Here is a 13,837-nt window from a genome sequence, read left to right on the forward strand (position 1 = left end):
TGCCTCCTTTCCTGATCCGCGTCATCATGGCGCGACATCCATAAGCCGGAGAGCGCCGATGCCGATCCGAACTACCTCCCTGCCAGGCGGCGAAGCCGTGCCGGTCCTCGGGCTGGGCACCTGGATGATGGGAGAGCGCAAGGACCACTTTGCCGACGAGGTGACGGCGCTGCGGCTGGGCCTCGATCTCGGCGTGACGCTGATCGACACGGCCGAGATGTACGCCGATGCCGAACTGGTGGTCGGCGAGGCGGTGAGGCGACGCCGCGATGGGCTGTTCATCGTGTCCAAGGTGCTGCCGTCCAACGCCTCGCGCGACGGCACGGTCGCGGCGTGCGAGCGCAGCCTGAAACGGCTCGGCACCGACCGCATCGACCTTTATCTGCTGCATTGGCGCGGCGGCTCTAGGCTCGACGAGACAGTCGAAGCCTTCGAGGCGCTGAAGGCGGCCGGCAAGATTCGCCATTGGGGCGTTTCCAATTTCGACACCGGCGACATGGAAGAACTGACCGCGCTGCCCGCTGGCGGGAACTGCCAGAGCAATCAGGTGCTCTACAATCTTTCGCGGCGCGGCGTCGAGTTTGACCTGTTGCCATGGAGCCGCGAACGTTCCATGCCGGTCATGGCCTATTCGCCGATCGAGCAGGGCGCGCTGGCGAACAACCGCGCCATCGAGGCGGTCGCCGTCCGCCACGGCGCGTCAGCCGCGCAGATCGCCCTGGCCTGGGTAATGCGCAACGATGGCGTCATCGCCATTCCCAAGGCGGTGCGGCCGGAACATGTGCGCCAGAACATCGCCGCTGCGGATATATCGCTGACGCAGGATGATCTCGCCGCCCTCGATCGCGCCTTCGCGCCGCCGTCACGCAAGCGGCCTCTGGAGATGATCTGACGGTTGCGTTTCAGCCCTGCATCGCCTCAGCCGGTGGTGCCGGACGCACCTTGGGGGCCGCTTCGAGGACAAGGACGTCGAAGCCGGCATGGCCCGCCTCGATCATCTCGAAGAACTGCCGGCGCATGCGCGGCTCCCAGAATTTGTTGATATGCTCGGCCACACCGGCCACGCCCTCGTCGTGCGGCTTGGAGTGGAAGAACCTGGCGATCTGGTTGGCCTGGTAGACGAGCTTGTCAGGCGACATGCCTGGCACCTCCGGGTACGACGCGATCGGGATGGGTGAAGATGTCGAAATCATCGCCGCGCACCAGCGCCACCAGCGTCATTCCGGCGGCGTCGGCGGTACGAATGGCGAGCGCCGTCGGAGCGGATACGGCGATGATGACAGACGCGCCGATGGCGGCGGTTTTCTGCACCATCTCCACCGAAACGCGCGAGGTGACGACCACGGCGCCGTCAGTTCCGGAAACCTGCCGCTGCGACAGGGCCCCGGCCAGCTTGTCCAGCGCATTGTGGCGACCGACATCCTCGCGGGCGGCGACGACGCCCTTGCCCGGCACATAGAAACCGGCCGCATGCACCGCGCCGGTCTGCCGGTGCAGGGGCTGAAGCCCGGACAGAAGCCGCACCGAGCTGGTGACGTCGTCGGGCGTCAGGATCAGCTTCGATGCGCCCACGGCGTCGACGCTGCGCATCGCTTCCTCGATCGATTCGATGCCGCACAGACCACATCCCACCGGCCCGGCCAGCCTGCGCCGCCGCGCCTCGAAGCGGGTGTTGGCGACATCGCGCAGACGAATTTGGATGTCGACGCCGGCGCCGAGGTCCTGCACCTCGACCGAATCGATCTCCCCCGCCGAGGCGACGATGCCTTCGGTGATGGAGAAGCCGAGGGCGAAATCCTCGAAATCGGCGGGTGAGGCCATCATCACCGCATGGGTGGTGCCGCCATAGGAGAGCGCGATGGGCGTTTCCTCCGGCACCATGCGGTCGGCCGCGGCAATCGCCCCGGCACGATGCGTGATGCGTGGTGTCGCCGTCACCACGGGGGGCGGCGCATCCCCGGCAGATTCGCGGGAAAAGGCCGCTGAGGGCGTGGCGTCAGAACGGATCATGGCGTCCATCATAGCATCGGCCGCCGCCATGCGCACTCACTCGGCCGCCGCCAGCGGCGCGATGCGCCGGCTGCGCCGCGCCTGCTCCTCATATTCGATCTGCCAGTCGCTCGGTCCGTTGGAGGGCGCGACCTGCACGGCGGTGACCTTGTATTCGGGGCAGTTGGTCGCCCAGTCCGAATAGTCGGTGGTCACCACATTCGCCTGCGTCAGCGGGTGGTGGAATGTGGTGTAGACCACGCCCGGCGACACGCGATCGGTGATCAGCGCCCGCAGCGTCGTCTCACCGGCGCGGCTGGCCACGCGCACCCAGTCGCCATTGCGGATGCCACGCTGCTCGGCGTCATGCGGATGGACTTCCAGCCTGTCCTCGTCGTGCCACACCACATTGTCGGTGCGCCTTGTCTGTGCGCCGACATTGTATTGGGAGAGGATGCGGCCGGTGGTGAGCAGAAGCGGGAAGCGCGGGCCGGTCTTCTCGTCCGTCGCCACATATTCGGTGCGGATGAACCTGCCCTTGCCGCGCACGAAGCCGTCCATATGCATGATGGGCGTGCCCTGCGGGGCCGTGTCGTTGCAGGGCCACTGCACCGAGCCCATCTCGTCAAGCAGGTCGAAGGTCACCCCCGCGAAGCTCGGCGTCGTCGCCGCGATCTCGTCCATGATCTCGGATGGATGATTGTAGCTCCAGTCGAGGTCAAGCGCGCGGGCCAGTTCCTGCGTGGCCTCCCAGTCGGCGTAGCGGGCCTTCGGCTCCATGAGCTTGCGCACGCGGTTGATCCGCCGCTCCGCGTTGGTGAACGTGCCGTCCTTCTCCATGAAGGTCGAGCCCGGCAGGAAGACATGGGCGTAATTGGCCGTTTCGTTCAGGAACAGGTCCTGCACCACCACGCATTCCATGGCGGCGAGGCCGGCGGCGACGTGATGGGTGTCGGGGTCGGACTGGAGAATGTCCTCGCCCTGCACATAGAGCCCCTTGAAGGTGCCGTCGACGGCGGCGTCCAGCATGTTGGGGATGCGCAGGCCCGGCTCGCTGTCGAGCTTCACGCCCCACAGCTCCTCGAATATGGCGCGGGTGGCGTCGCCGGAAATGTGGCGGTAGCCCGGCAATTCGTGGGGGAAGGAGCCCATGTCGCAGGAGCCCTGCACGTTGTTCTGCCCGCGCAACGGGTTCACCCCGACGCCGCGGCGGCCGATATTGCCGGTGGCCATGGCCAGATTGGCGATGGCCATGACGGCGGTCGAGCCCTGGCTGTGCTCGGTGACGCCGAGGCCGTAGTAGATCGCGCCATTGCCGCCGGTGGCGTAGAGGCGCGCGGCCCCGCGGATGTCCTCGGCCGGCACGCCGATATAGGCGGAGACGGCCTCTGGGCTGTTGGCCTCATCGGCGACGAAGCCGGCCCAGTCCTGGAAGGCGTCCCATTCGCAACGCTCGCGCACGAACTGCTCGTTCACCAGCCCTTCGGTGACGATGACATGAGCGAGCGCGGTGAGCATGGCGACATTGGTGCCGGGCCTGAGCGGCAGGTGATAATCCGCCTTCACATGCGGGCTGCGCACCAGATCGGTGCGGCGCGGATCGATGACGATCAGCCGCGCGCCCTCGCGGATGCGCTTCTTCATACGCGAGCCGAACACCGGATGCGCGTCGGTCGGATTGGCGCCGATGACGACGATGACGTCGCTTTCCTCGATGGAATCGAAGTCCTGCGTGCCGGCGGAAGTGCCGTAGGCCTGACCGAGGCCGTAGCCGGTAGGCGAATGGCAGACGCGGGCGCAGGTGTCGACATTGTTGTTGCCGAAGCCCTGTCGCACCAGCTTCTGCACGAGGTAGGTCTCCTCATTGGTGCAGCGCGACGAGGTGATGCCGCCGACGGCCCCGCGCCCGTACTGATGCTGGATGCGGCGGAACTCGCTTGCGGTATGGGCCAGCGCCTCTTCCCAGCTCACTTCCCGCCACGGATCGGAAACCTTCTCGCGGATCATGGGCTTCAGGATGCGGTCCCTGTGCGTCGCGTAGCCATAGGCGAAGCGGCCCTTGACGCAGCTGTGGCCGTGGTTCGCGTCGCCGCCCTTGTAGGGCATCATGCGCAGGACCTCGTCGCCCTTCATCTCCGCCTTGAACGAACAGCCGACGCCGCAATAGGCGCAGGTGGTGACCACCGAGCGCTCCGGCATGCCGTGCTCCAGCACCGACTTCTCGCGCAGCGCATCGGTCGGGCAGGCCTGCACGCAGGCGCCGCAGGACACACATTCGGACTCGACGAAATTTTCGCTCATGCCGGCCACGATACGGGATTCGAAGCCCCTGCCCTCGACGGTCAGCGCAAAGGTGCCCTGCACGTCCTCGCAGGCGCGCACACAGCGCGAGCAGACGATGCATTGCGAAGGATCGTAGGTGAAATAGGGGTTCGACTGGTCGCGGACCAGATAGTCGATATTGAGCGAGCCGTTGCCCGGCGCGACGTGGTTGCGCCCGTCATGGCCGTAGCGGTTCTCTTCCAGCCCGACCTCGGCGGCGACCTTGTCGAATTCGCTCCGGCCGGTGCCGCGTTCTTCGTTCCAGCCGCTTGGGTGATCGGAAACGTAAAGCTCCATCACCCCCTTGCGAATGGCGTCGAGCCGCTCGGAGCGGGTATGCACGACCATGCCTTCGCCGACCGGCGTGGTGCAGGAAGCCGGTGTCCCGTTGCGGCCTTCGATCTCCACCAGACAGATGCGGCATGAGCCGAAGGATTCTAGCATGTCCGTGGCGCAAAGCTTCGGTATCTCCACGCCCGCCTCCATTGAGGCGCGCATGATCGAGGTGCCTTCGGGAACCGTGACCGGCTTGCCGTCGACGACCAGCGTGATCTGCTTTTGCGCCTGCGATTCAGGCGTTCCGTAGTCGATTTCGTGAACGAGACCCATGGCTCAGGCTCCCAAGCAGACAATATAGCACCTAAAGGCGGCGCGATCATGGAAACGCATATGCATGCTATTCGGCCGCCTCCCGCATCGGCGCCGGCCTGAAGTCCTCCGGAAAGTGCGTCAGCGCGCTCATCACCGGATAGGGCGTGAAGCCGCCCAGCGCACAGAGCGAGCCGAATTTCATGGTGTTGCACAGGTCGGTGACCAGCTCGACCTGCCGGTCCGGCGCGATGCCGGCGGCCAGCCTGTCCAGCACCTCGACGCCGCGCGTCGAGCCGATGCGACACGGTGTGCACTTGCCGCAACTCTCGATGGCGCAGAACTCCATGGCGAAGCGGGCCTGCTTGAGCATGTCGGCGCTGTCGTCGAAGACGACGATGCCGGCATGGCCGATCAGCCCGTCCCTTGCGGCGAAAGCCTCGTAGTCGAAGGGCGTATCGAACAGGGCGCGCGGAAAATAGGCGCCCAGCGGGCCGCCCACCTGCACCGCCTTGACCGGACGGCCCGTCGCCGTGCCGCCGCCGATATCGTCGACGATCTCGCCGAGCGTGAGGCCGAAGGCGATCTCGAAGAGGCCGCCATGGCGGACATTGCCGGCGATCTGGATGGGGATGGTGCCACGCGAGCGGCCCATGCCGAAATCCTTGTAGAAGACGGCGCCCTTGTCGAGAATGACCGGCACGGAGGCGAGGCTGATGACGTTGTTGATCACCGTCGGCCTGCCGAACAGGCCCTTGTGCGCCGGCAGCGGAGGCTTGGCGCGCACCATGCCGCGCTTGCCCTCCAGGCTGTCGAGCAGCGCCGTTTCCTCGCCGCAGACATAGGCGCCCGCGCCTTCGCGCACCTCCATGTCGAAGGCGCGACCGGAACCCAGCACGTCCGGCCCCAGAATCCTCGCACGGCGCGCGATCTCCACCGCCCGGCGCATCGCGGCGATGGCGTGCGGATATTCGGAACGGGTGTAGATGAAGCCCTTTGTAGCCCCGGTGGCGAGACCGGCGATCGCCATGCCCTCGACCAGGACGAAGGGGTCGCCTTCCATGATCATGCGGTCGGCGAAAGTGCCCGAGTCACCCTCGTCGGCGTTGCAGACGATGTATTTCTGCACATCGCCCGTATCGAGAACGGTCTTCCACTTGATCCCGGTCGGGAAACCGGCGCCGCCACGCCCGCGCAGGCCGGATTCGGTGACTTCGGCGACAATCTCCGCCGGCGCCATGCCCGCCGCCCTGCGCAGCCCGGCAAGGCCGCCATGGCGCTCGTAGTCCTCCAGCGAGAACGGATCGGTAACGCCGCAGCGGGCGAAGGTCAGCCGCGTCTGACGGGAAATGAAGGGGATTTTTTCCGGATCGCCCAGAAAAAGCTCATGCGCGCCGCCGGAAAGGAAGCCGGCGTCGAACAGGCCCTTGACCTGCGAGGCCCGCACCGGACCATAGGCGACGCGCCCTTCAGCGGTCTCGATTTCGACCATCGGCTCCAGAAAATAAGCCCCGCGCGAGCCGTTCCGAACGATCTTCGCCTCTCCGCCGCGCGCCTTCAATTCCTCGGCGACGGCCTGCGCCACCTTGTCCGCGCCGAGCGCCAGCGCGCCGGAATCGCCGGGTATGTAGATCACGGGGGTCATGCGCGCACCTGCGTGACGATCTCGTCGATGCGGTCGGCGTCGATGCGGCCGATGACCTCGCCGTCGAGCATGGCGGCGGGCGAGCAGGCGCACAGCCCAAGGCAATAGACCGGCTCCAGCGTCACCCGCCCGTCCGGCGTGGTCTGATGGAAATCGATGCCCAGAACCCGCCTGAGCTTGGCTGCGACTGCGTCGGAACCCATCGACTGGCAGGATTCGGCCTGACAGACCTTCAGCACGTGCCGGCCCGCCGGCTCTTTGCGGAAGTCGTGATAGAAGGAGACGACGCCGTAGACCTCGGCGCGCGACAGGTTGAGGCCGTGGGCGATGACCGGCAAGGCCTCCTGCGGCACATAGCCGAACTCCTCCTGCACCTCGTGCAGGATGGGCAGAAGCGGCCCTTCCATGTCTTTCATGCCATCAACGATCGACGCAATCTGCGCCTCGATCCCGGTACCTGCGCCCTGCATGACCATGCAGCGCCCTCCCTGAGTAAACGCGATCTCTCGCCAGACCGTTATGCAACCAGAGAATAACGCTTTGATCAATAAAGCGTTTCCGTGGATCGATAGAAAACCTCTATCGATCTGGCGAGGCTCTATTGTTACCGCTGTTTCATGTCCTGAAAGCTCTCGCCAGCGTCATCGCCTCGTCCACAAGCGCCGCGACCAGCGGCGTGTGGGGCATGTGGGGGCCGGCGACCAGCCCCACCGCGTGGCTGGCGTCGGGCTCGACGATGGGAATGGCCCGGATCGGCTCGGCGAAGCCGAAGGTCTCGGTCAGGGTCAGCGGCATGATCGACGACCATTTGCCGGTGCGGATATGCGAGAACAGCACGATCATGGAGTTGCTCTCCAGCGTCGGCCGCATCTGCACGCCCGCCTCGGTCAGATGCTGGTCGATGATGCGCCGGTTCTGCATGTCGGGCGTCAGCAGGCACAATGGCAGCCGGCTCACTTCCTCCCACGTCACCTTGTCGCGGTCGGCAAGCGGATTGCCGCTGGAGGTGATGAGCTGGTAGCGTTCGTGATAGAGCGGCACGCTGGTCACCCGCCCGAGCGGTTCGTTGTCGAGATAGGTGATGCCGGCGTCGATCTCGAAATTGCCGAGCAGCGACAGGATTTCGATCGAGGTCCGGGACAGGATCGAGAAGGTCACGCCGGGGTGCTTTTCACGAAACGGCGTGGTCAGCCGCGGCATCATCGCCAGAGCGGTGGGGATGGCGGCGATGCGGATGCGGCCGGAGAGGCCGTGGCGGGCGGCGCGCATCTCCTCGCGCATCGCATGGGCGTCGCCGACGATGCGCCGCGCCCAGCCCAGCACCTGCTCCCCCTCGGGCGTCAACCCCTGAAAGCGCGAGCCGCGCTTGACCAGCATCACGCCGAGCTGGTCCTCCAGCTGCTTGATCGCGGCCGAAAGCGTCGGCTGCGTGACGCCGCACACCTCGGCCGCGCGGCCGAAGTGCTCCTCGCGGGCAAGGGCGATGAAGAATTCCAGCTTGTCGATCATCCGGTCCGAAACCTGTGAGGGCAATTCCTCCCTAAGGTCGGGGAAATCGCCGCAGCGCGCAAGCCGGGCCGCCAAACAGCCAAAAATGCCGCCGCTTCCACATTTTTCAGCCGACTACAGGTTTGCAGCGGCCGAATCCGACGCTAAGGGAGGCGATCAACAACCACGAAAGATCAGACATGCTTGGCTGGTTCAGGAAGATGCTGCCGCGCGAAGACAAGTTCTTCGATCTCTTCGAGAAGCATTCCCGCGCCGTGGTGAGCGCGGCCGAGGCGCTGCAACACCTGCTGGCCGGACAGGATGTCGAAAAGAATGGCGACGAGATCGTGCGGCTGGAGAAGGAGGCCGACCTCATCACCGCCGAGGTGATGCTGGCGGTGCGCCGCTCCTTTATCACACCCTTCGACCGCAGCGACATTCAGGATCTGATCCAGTCGATGGACGACGCCATCGACATGATGCACAAGACCGTCAAGACGGTGCGCCGCTTCGAGCAGACGCAATTCGACCCGCTGATGCAGGAAATGGGCGTCGCCATCGTCGAGGCGGCCAGGCTTGTCGCCGAGGCTGTCCCGCTGCTCAACAAGGTCGGGCAGAACGTGCACCGGCTCACCACCATCGCCGAGGACGTGGTGCGGGTGGAGGAGCGCTCCGACGATCTGTACGAGCGCGGTCTCAGGGACCTCTACCACCGCCACGCCAAGGGTGACGCGCTGGCCTATTTCGTCGGGTCGGAACTCTACAACCAGCTCGAAAAGGTCGTGGATCGCTTCGAGGACGTGGCGAGCGAGATTTCCGGCATCGTCGTCGAAAACGTCTGATCAGAGATGGACGCCACAATCGCTCTTCCGCTGCTGATCGCCCTGATCGGCGTCGCGCTGTTCTTCGACTTCCTCAACGGGTTGCACGATGCAGCGAACTCCATCGCCACCATCGTCTCCACCCGGGTGCTGCGCCCGCAATATGCCGTGTTCTGGGCGGCGTTCTTCAACTTCATCGCCTTTCTGTTCTTCGGCCTGCATGTGGCCGAGACGCTGGGCACCGGCATTGTGGACGCCAACATCGTCACGCCGGGCGTCATCTTCGCGGCCCTTGCCGGCGCGATCGCCTGGAACATCATCACCTGGCTGGCCGGCATCCCGTCGAGCAGCTCGCACGCGCTGATCGGCGGCCTGCTCGGCGCCGGCATCGCCAAGGCCGGGACCGACGCCATCGTCTGGACCGGCGTTCTCAAGACCACCTCGGCCATCGTGCTGTCGCCGCTGACCGGCTTCGTGCTCGCCCTCATTCTGGTGTTGATGGTGTCATGGCTGTTCGTGCGCCAGACCCCGTTCGCCGTCGACCGGTCGTTCCGCGTGCTGCAATTCATTTCGGCCTCGCTCTATTCGCTTGGCCATGGCGGCAACGACGCCCAGAAGACCATGGGCATAATCGCCGTTCTGCTCTATTCGCAGGGCATGCTGGGCGACACCTTCTATGTGCCGCTGTGGGTGGTTCTGACCTGTCAGGCCGTGCTGGCGCTGGGCACCCTGTTCGGAGGCTGGCGCATCGTCCACACCATGGGTTCGAAGATCACGCGGCTTAACCCGATGCAGGGCTTTTGCGCGGAAACCGGCGGCGCGCTCACCCTTTTCGGCGCGACATGGCTGGGTATCCCGGTTTCCACCACCCACACCATCACCGGCGCGATCATCGGCGTGGGCGCCGCCCGCCGCGTCTCGGCGGTGCGCTGGGGCATTGCCGGCAACATCGTCATCGCCTGGGTCGTCACGCTGCCGGCGACCGCCGTCATTTCCGCCATCACCTATTATCTGACTCAACTGGCCACCTGACCCCACCGGCACGATGACGCAGTCTCCGGCGCTTGGAGCAGGCAGGCTTATGCAGTATCTCAGGGGAACGCCACCGGCAGCAGACCCAGGTATGAGGTACAAGCAATGTCCGTCACCAAGGAAGTTGTCACCGAGCGACTGAGAAGCGTTAGCGGGCCGGATTTCTCCGGCAACATCGTCGATCTCGGCATGCTCTCCGAAATTTTCATCGCCGATGGCAAAGTGTTCTTTTCCATCACCGTGCCGGCCGATCGCGCCGACCACATGGAGCCGCTGCGGTCCGCCGCCGAACGGGTGGTGAAAGCCATTCCCGGCGTCACCGGCGCGGTGGTGACGCTGACTGCGGAAAAGAAAGGCGGCGGTATGGAAGCGGCCGCGCCCCCCCGCCCGGCCCCCGCCCGACCCGCGCCCGCCCGCCCGGCGGCCCCTCCCCCGCGCCAGGCGCAACCCGCGCCGCCGTCGCAAAGCGCGGGCAAACGCGGCGTTCCGGGCATCGACGCCATCGTCGCCGTCGCTTCCGGCAAGGGCGGCGTCGGCAAATCGACGACAGCCGTAAACCTCGCGCTGGGTCTGGCCGCCAACGGGCTGAAGGTCGGCGTGCTCGACGCCGATATCTACGGCCCCTCCATGCCGAGACTGCTCGGCCTTCACGCCCGGCCGGAAAGCACGGACGGCAAGACGCTGAGGCCCTTGGAGAACTACGGCCTGAAGGTCATGTCGATGGGCTTCCTCGTCGACGAGGAGACGCCGATGATCTGGCGCGGGCCGATGGTCGTTTCGGCCCTCACCCAGATGCTGCGCGAGGTGGACTGGGGTCACCTCGACGTGCTGGTGGTGGACATGCCCCCCGGCACCGGCGACGCCCAGCTCACCATGGCCCAGCAGGTGCCGCTGGCCGGGGCCGTCATCGTCTCGACGCCGCAGGACCTCGCCCTCATCGACGCCCGAAAGGGGCTCAACATGTTCAAGAAGGTCGATGTGCCGCTGCTCGGCATCGTCGAGAACATGAGCTATTTCATCGCGCCCGACACCGGCAAGCGCTACGATATCTTCGGCCATGGCGGCGCAAGGCGCGAGGCGGAGCGGCTGGGCGTTCCCTTCCTCGGCGAGGTGCCGCTGGAAATGGGCATCCGCGAAAGCTCCGACGGCGGGCGGCCGGTCACCGTCAGCCAGCCGGAAGGGCCGGAAGCACGTATCTACCGCGACATCGCCGCAAAAGTCTGGCAGCGCCTGCAGGAGGAAAAGGGCGGCAGCGGCCCATCCATCGTATTCGAGTAACGGCCCAAGGCGTTAGCCGCCGCTTACATTCCCGCCTAGTAGAAGCCGATCGGGAAATAACGCAGGTAAAGCTCGGCGAAGACGCCCTTCGCCGATATTTCCTGCAAGGCGTAGTCGAAGGCGGCGGGCAGCAGCGCATCGTCGGCGCGGGTGGCGATGGACAATCCCGCGCCCAGATATTCGGGCGCGATATAGGGACCGCCGGCCAAGCGGCAGCATTTGTCCGACGCCGTATCCGCCAGCCAGAACGAAAGACGCATGCCGTCGCCGAAGGCCGCATCGATCCTGCCGGCCTTCAGTTCGGCATGCAGCGCATCCTCGTCCGGCACGGGAACGATCTTCGCCGCGCCAAAATAATCCTGCAACATGCGCTCATGCGCCGACCCGGCGACGACGCCCACCGGCCTGCCCTGCAACCTGACATAAAGCGGCTCGGACAACGGGTGCGCCTTCTGCACGGCGAACCGCGCCGGGAATTGCAGATAGGGGCGTGAAAAAGCGTATGCGGCGCGCGTTTCGGCGGTCGCGGCCAGCCCCGCGATGATCGCCTCGCCCTCTCCCTTTTCCAGCGCTTCCTGCAACTCGCCCCATGGCAAGGCCTGAATCTGGCATTTTTCAGCGAGATCGAGCCGGTCGCAGATGGCGCGGGCCAGATCCACGTGAAAGCCGGACAAGCGGCCCTGATCGTCAAGGAAATTGAAGGGCGGAAAATCGGTGGTGGTGAGAAAGCGCAACCGGGGCAACGCGGAAAGGTCGGGCTTGGCCAGGCGTTCCTTCGCATCCCACAGCAGCGGAATGACGGGCTCTTCGGCAAAAGCATCCTGCCCGGGCGGCGGCAGCCCGGCAAGGACGAAGCTCAAAGCGGCAACAATTCGTAAACGCACGATTCGCATTCCGACCGATCAGGACCTGCGTGCTTTTCCTATGAAACCGGATCGACCACAAGTTTTGCTATGATATTTCCGGCATTTGCCGCGCCAGATGCGCAGTGATGCCACAATTTGCCTTTAGATGACGGTCGCGAATGGCCTGTTGCGGCAAAAGCTGTAAAATCGGTTCATACGCATCCAAGACCGCTGCGGACGGGGACGGGCTCTTATGCAGACGGCCGGCTCTTTGGAGATGGCGAAGTGAAAGGTCTACCGGGTTTCGGCAAACCGAGACGGCAGCGTTCGGTTCAGTACGGCTATAGTGCGCCGGCTTCGCACTGGCACAGGATCAAGGAACATTCCCATCTCGTCATCGCCGCGCTCGGCAGTTTCGCCTTCGTCGCCATCGCGATCGCCGCTTTCTGGTTCACGCTTCCAAGAAACGACAGGCCGGTCGCCGCCAAGGCTGCCCCGCAGGAAATGACGGAAGCGCTCGCGGCCGAGGTGCTGCCCGTCGTTGCGGAAGCGCCTGTCGCTCCGGAAGCCGTAGCAGCCGCCTCGCCGCCGGAGGCAGAACCGGAAATCCAGCCGCTGGCCCTGATGCCCGAGCCGAGGGTCCCCGAGATCGATACGCAGGCGGCGGCGGCAATCATCGTACCCGATGCGGAAATCGGCGACGCCGCTCCAGCCACGAGCGAGACCAGCGGAACCCGGACCGCCGCCATTCCCGCACCCAAACCGAGCCAGCCGGCGGCCAAGGCCACACCCGTCGCGTCCGGAAATGGGCGCATCATCCGGGGCGTCACCTTCCGCTCGGGGCCGGGCGGCTCAGCTATCGGCACCATTCCCGGCGGCACCGAGGTGAAAGTGATCTCCTGCGACAGCTGGTGCGAAATCGTCCACAAGGACCAGCGGGGCTACGTCTACAAAAGTTTCGTGAACCGCGACTGACGGCAACGACGCCCGCAGCAGCCACGTTCAAATGCAGCGGCCGCCATCCACCTCCAGCGCCACACCCGTGATGAACGCCGCCTCGTCGGAAACCAGCCAGAGCGCCGCATTGGCGATGTCGAGGGGCGTCGACAGCCGCCCCATCGGCACGGAAGCGCGGAATTTCTCGCGCAATTCGGGCGTGTCCGAACCCATGAAGCGCTCCAGCATGGCCGTATCGCCGGCAACCGGGCACAGACAGTTCACCCTTATGTTGTGCGCAGCCAGTTCGACCGCCATCGACTTGGTGGCGGTGATCGCCCAGCCTTTCGACGCATTGTACCAGGTCAGCCCCGGTCGCGGCCTCAACCCCGCTGTCGAGGCTGTGGTGAGGATGACGCCGCCGCCCTGGCCCTGCATGATCGGAACCACCGCCAGCGTGCTGTAGTAGATCGCCTTCATATTGACGGCGGTGACGAGATCGAAGGTCGCTTCGTCCACGCTCAGGAGATCACCGTTGCGGTGCGTGAAGCCGGCGTTGTTGACGACGATGTCGACCCGGTCGAAAGCGCTTTTTGCGGCATGGACCATCTGCTCGACATCGGCGCGCTGGGAAACATCCGTGGTCACGGCGATCGCGTCGTTGCCGATCTCCTCGGCCAATTCGGCTGCGCCGCGCGCATTGAGGTCGGCCACCACCACCTTCGCCCCTTCTTCCGCGAAGCGCCTGGCGATGCCCTCGCCGAACCCCGCCGCCGCCCCGGTGACGATGGCGACCTTGTCCTTCAGTCTCATATCCTGCTCTCTCGCTGTCCTGTTGCCTGTTCTTACCTGTTCTTGCGCAATTCCGGACGGAAAACCGGCTTCCACTTTCC

Annotated in this window: 13 protein-coding genes; 5 read left to right on the plus strand and 8 right to left on the minus strand. The window is 65.4% G+C overall.

Features of this window, described 5'->3' with window-relative positions; translation table 11 throughout:
• Positions 1 to 58: 58 nt before the first annotated feature.
• Positions 59 to 892 (plus strand): aldo/keto reductase, encoded by an 834-nt coding sequence (locus tag ABID44_RS17950; RefSeq protein WP_354153061.1) that lies wholly within the window; start codon positions 59 to 61, stop codon positions 890 to 892.
• Between the two features lie 10 nt (positions 893 to 902).
• Here the strand turns inward: ABID44_RS17950 and ABID44_RS17955 are convergent, their stop codons facing one another.
• From ABID44_RS17955 to ABID44_RS17980, 6 genes are all read right to left on the minus strand, one after another.
• Positions 903 to 1,139, minus strand: a complete 237-nt coding sequence (locus tag ABID44_RS17955) for a formate dehydrogenase subunit delta (RefSeq protein ID WP_354153062.1) — start codon at positions 1,137 to 1,139, stop codon at positions 903 to 905.
• Positions 1,129 to 2,010, minus strand: a complete 882-nt coding sequence (gene fdhD / locus ABID44_RS17960) for a formate dehydrogenase accessory sulfurtransferase FdhD (RefSeq protein ID WP_354153063.1) — start codon at positions 2,008 to 2,010, stop codon at positions 1,129 to 1,131. The genes ABID44_RS17955 and fdhD overlap by 11 nt, the downstream gene beginning before the upstream one ends.
• A 36-nt stretch (positions 2,011 to 2,046) precedes the next feature.
• Entirely contained in the window at positions 2,047 to 4,920 is a 2,874-nt protein-coding gene (fdhF, locus tag ABID44_RS17965) for a formate dehydrogenase subunit alpha (RefSeq protein ID WP_354153064.1), read from the minus strand.
• A gap of 67 nt (positions 4,921 to 4,987) precedes the next feature.
• On the minus strand, positions 4,988 to 6,544 hold the full coding sequence (locus tag ABID44_RS17970; protein WP_354153065.1) for a formate dehydrogenase beta subunit: 1,557 nt from the start codon (positions 6,542 to 6,544) through the stop codon (positions 4,988 to 4,990).
• Positions 6,541 to 7,020: a formate dehydrogenase subunit gamma gene (locus tag ABID44_RS17975; RefSeq protein ID WP_354153066.1), complete on the minus strand. Its 480-nt coding sequence runs from the start codon at positions 7,018 to 7,020 to the stop codon at positions 6,541 to 6,543. Before ABID44_RS17975 ends, ABID44_RS17970 begins: the two co-directional genes overlap by 4 nt.
• Before the next feature lie 139 nt (positions 7,021 to 7,159).
• Positions 7,160 to 8,053, minus strand: coding sequence for a LysR family transcriptional regulator (locus ABID44_RS17980; RefSeq protein WP_354153067.1), 894 nt, complete (start codon positions 8,051 to 8,053; stop codon positions 7,160 to 7,162).
• A 179-nt stretch (positions 8,054 to 8,232) separates the two neighbouring features.
• On the opposite strand from ABID44_RS17980, the gene ABID44_RS17985 reads away from it, so the two are divergent.
• The 3 genes from ABID44_RS17985 to ABID44_RS17995 all read left to right on the plus strand — a co-directional run bounded on the left by ABID44_RS17985 (position 8,233) and on the right by ABID44_RS17995 (position 11,163).
• Positions 8,233 to 8,874 (plus strand): DUF47 domain-containing protein, encoded by a 642-nt coding sequence (locus tag ABID44_RS17985; RefSeq protein WP_354153068.1) that lies wholly within the window; start codon positions 8,233 to 8,235, stop codon positions 8,872 to 8,874.
• 6 nt (positions 8,875 to 8,880) lie between these two features.
• Entirely contained in the window at positions 8,881 to 9,885 is a 1,005-nt protein-coding gene (locus tag ABID44_RS17990) for an inorganic phosphate transporter (RefSeq protein WP_354153069.1), read from the plus strand.
• 105 nt (positions 9,886 to 9,990) lie between these two features.
• Positions 9,991 to 11,163, plus strand: a complete 1,173-nt coding sequence (locus ABID44_RS17995) for an Mrp/NBP35 family ATP-binding protein (RefSeq protein ID WP_354153070.1) — start codon at positions 9,991 to 9,993, stop codon at positions 11,161 to 11,163.
• A 35-nt stretch (positions 11,164 to 11,198) separates the two neighbouring features.
• Here the strand turns inward: ABID44_RS17995 and ABID44_RS18000 are convergent, their stop codons facing one another.
• Positions 11,199 to 12,056 (minus strand): transporter substrate-binding domain-containing protein, encoded by an 858-nt coding sequence (locus ABID44_RS18000; protein WP_378226469.1) that lies wholly within the window; start codon positions 12,054 to 12,056, stop codon positions 11,199 to 11,201.
• 237 nt (positions 12,057 to 12,293) lie between these two features.
• Between ABID44_RS18000 and ABID44_RS18005 the strand changes: the two genes are divergently transcribed.
• On the plus strand, positions 12,294 to 12,983 hold the full coding sequence (locus ABID44_RS18005) for an SH3 domain-containing protein (protein ID WP_354153071.1): 690 nt from the start codon (positions 12,294 to 12,296) through the stop codon (positions 12,981 to 12,983).
• 27 nt (positions 12,984 to 13,010) lie between these two features.
• On the opposite strand, the gene ABID44_RS18010 is transcribed toward ABID44_RS18005, so the two are convergent.
• A complete protein-coding gene (locus tag ABID44_RS18010) occupies positions 13,011 to 13,757 on the minus strand; it encodes an SDR family oxidoreductase (RefSeq protein WP_354153072.1) in 747 nt (248 codons plus the stop codon).
• Positions 13,758 to 13,837: the final 80 nt, after the last annotated feature.

This window comes from Aquamicrobium ahrensii (assembly GCF_040545755.1).
Lineage (GTDB): Bacteria > Pseudomonadota > Alphaproteobacteria > Rhizobiales > Rhizobiaceae > Mesorhizobium > Mesorhizobium ahrensii.

Excerpts from the sequence above, each read along its gene's own strand:
- ABID44_RS17970 (WP_354153065.1), bottom strand. The coding sequence starts at position 6,544 with ATGACCCCCGTGATCTACATACCCGGCGATTCCGGCGCGCTGGCGCTC.
- ABID44_RS17985 (WP_354153068.1), top strand. The coding sequence starts at position 8,233 with ATGCTTGGCTGGTTCAGGAAGATGCTGCCGCGCGAAGACAAGTTCTTC.
- ABID44_RS17950 (WP_354153061.1), top strand. The coding sequence starts at position 59 with ATGCCGATCCGAACTACCTCCCTGCCAGGCGGCGAAGCCGTGCCGGTC.
- ABID44_RS17995 (WP_354153070.1), top strand. The coding sequence starts at position 9,991 with ATGTCCGTCACCAAGGAAGTTGTCACCGAGCGACTGAGAAGCGTTAGC.
- ABID44_RS17975 (WP_354153066.1), bottom strand. The coding sequence starts at position 7,020 with ATGGTCATGCAGGGCGCAGGTACCGGGATCGAGGCGCAGATTGCGTCG.
- ABID44_RS17980 (WP_354153067.1), bottom strand. The coding sequence starts at position 8,053 with ATGATCGACAAGCTGGAATTCTTCATCGCCCTTGCCCGCGAGGAGCAC.
- fdhD (WP_354153063.1), bottom strand. The coding sequence starts at position 2,010 with ATGATCCGTTCTGACGCCACGCCCTCAGCGGCCTTTTCCCGCGAATCT.
- ABID44_RS18010 (WP_354153072.1), bottom strand. The coding sequence starts at position 13,757 with ATGAGACTGAAGGACAAGGTCGCCATCGTCACCGGGGCGGCGGCGGGG.
- ABID44_RS18000 (WP_378226469.1), bottom strand. The coding sequence starts at position 12,056 with ATGCGAATCGTGCGTTTACGAATTGTTGCCGCTTTGAGCTTCGTCCTT.
- ABID44_RS17955 (WP_354153062.1), bottom strand. The coding sequence starts at position 1,139 with ATGTCGCCTGACAAGCTCGTCTACCAGGCCAACCAGATCGCCAGGTTC.
- ABID44_RS17990 (WP_354153069.1), top strand. The coding sequence starts at position 8,881 with ATGGACGCCACAATCGCTCTTCCGCTGCTGATCGCCCTGATCGGCGTC.
- fdhF (WP_354153064.1), bottom strand. The coding sequence starts at position 4,920 with ATGGGTCTCGTTCACGAAATCGACTACGGAACGCCTGAATCGCAGGCG.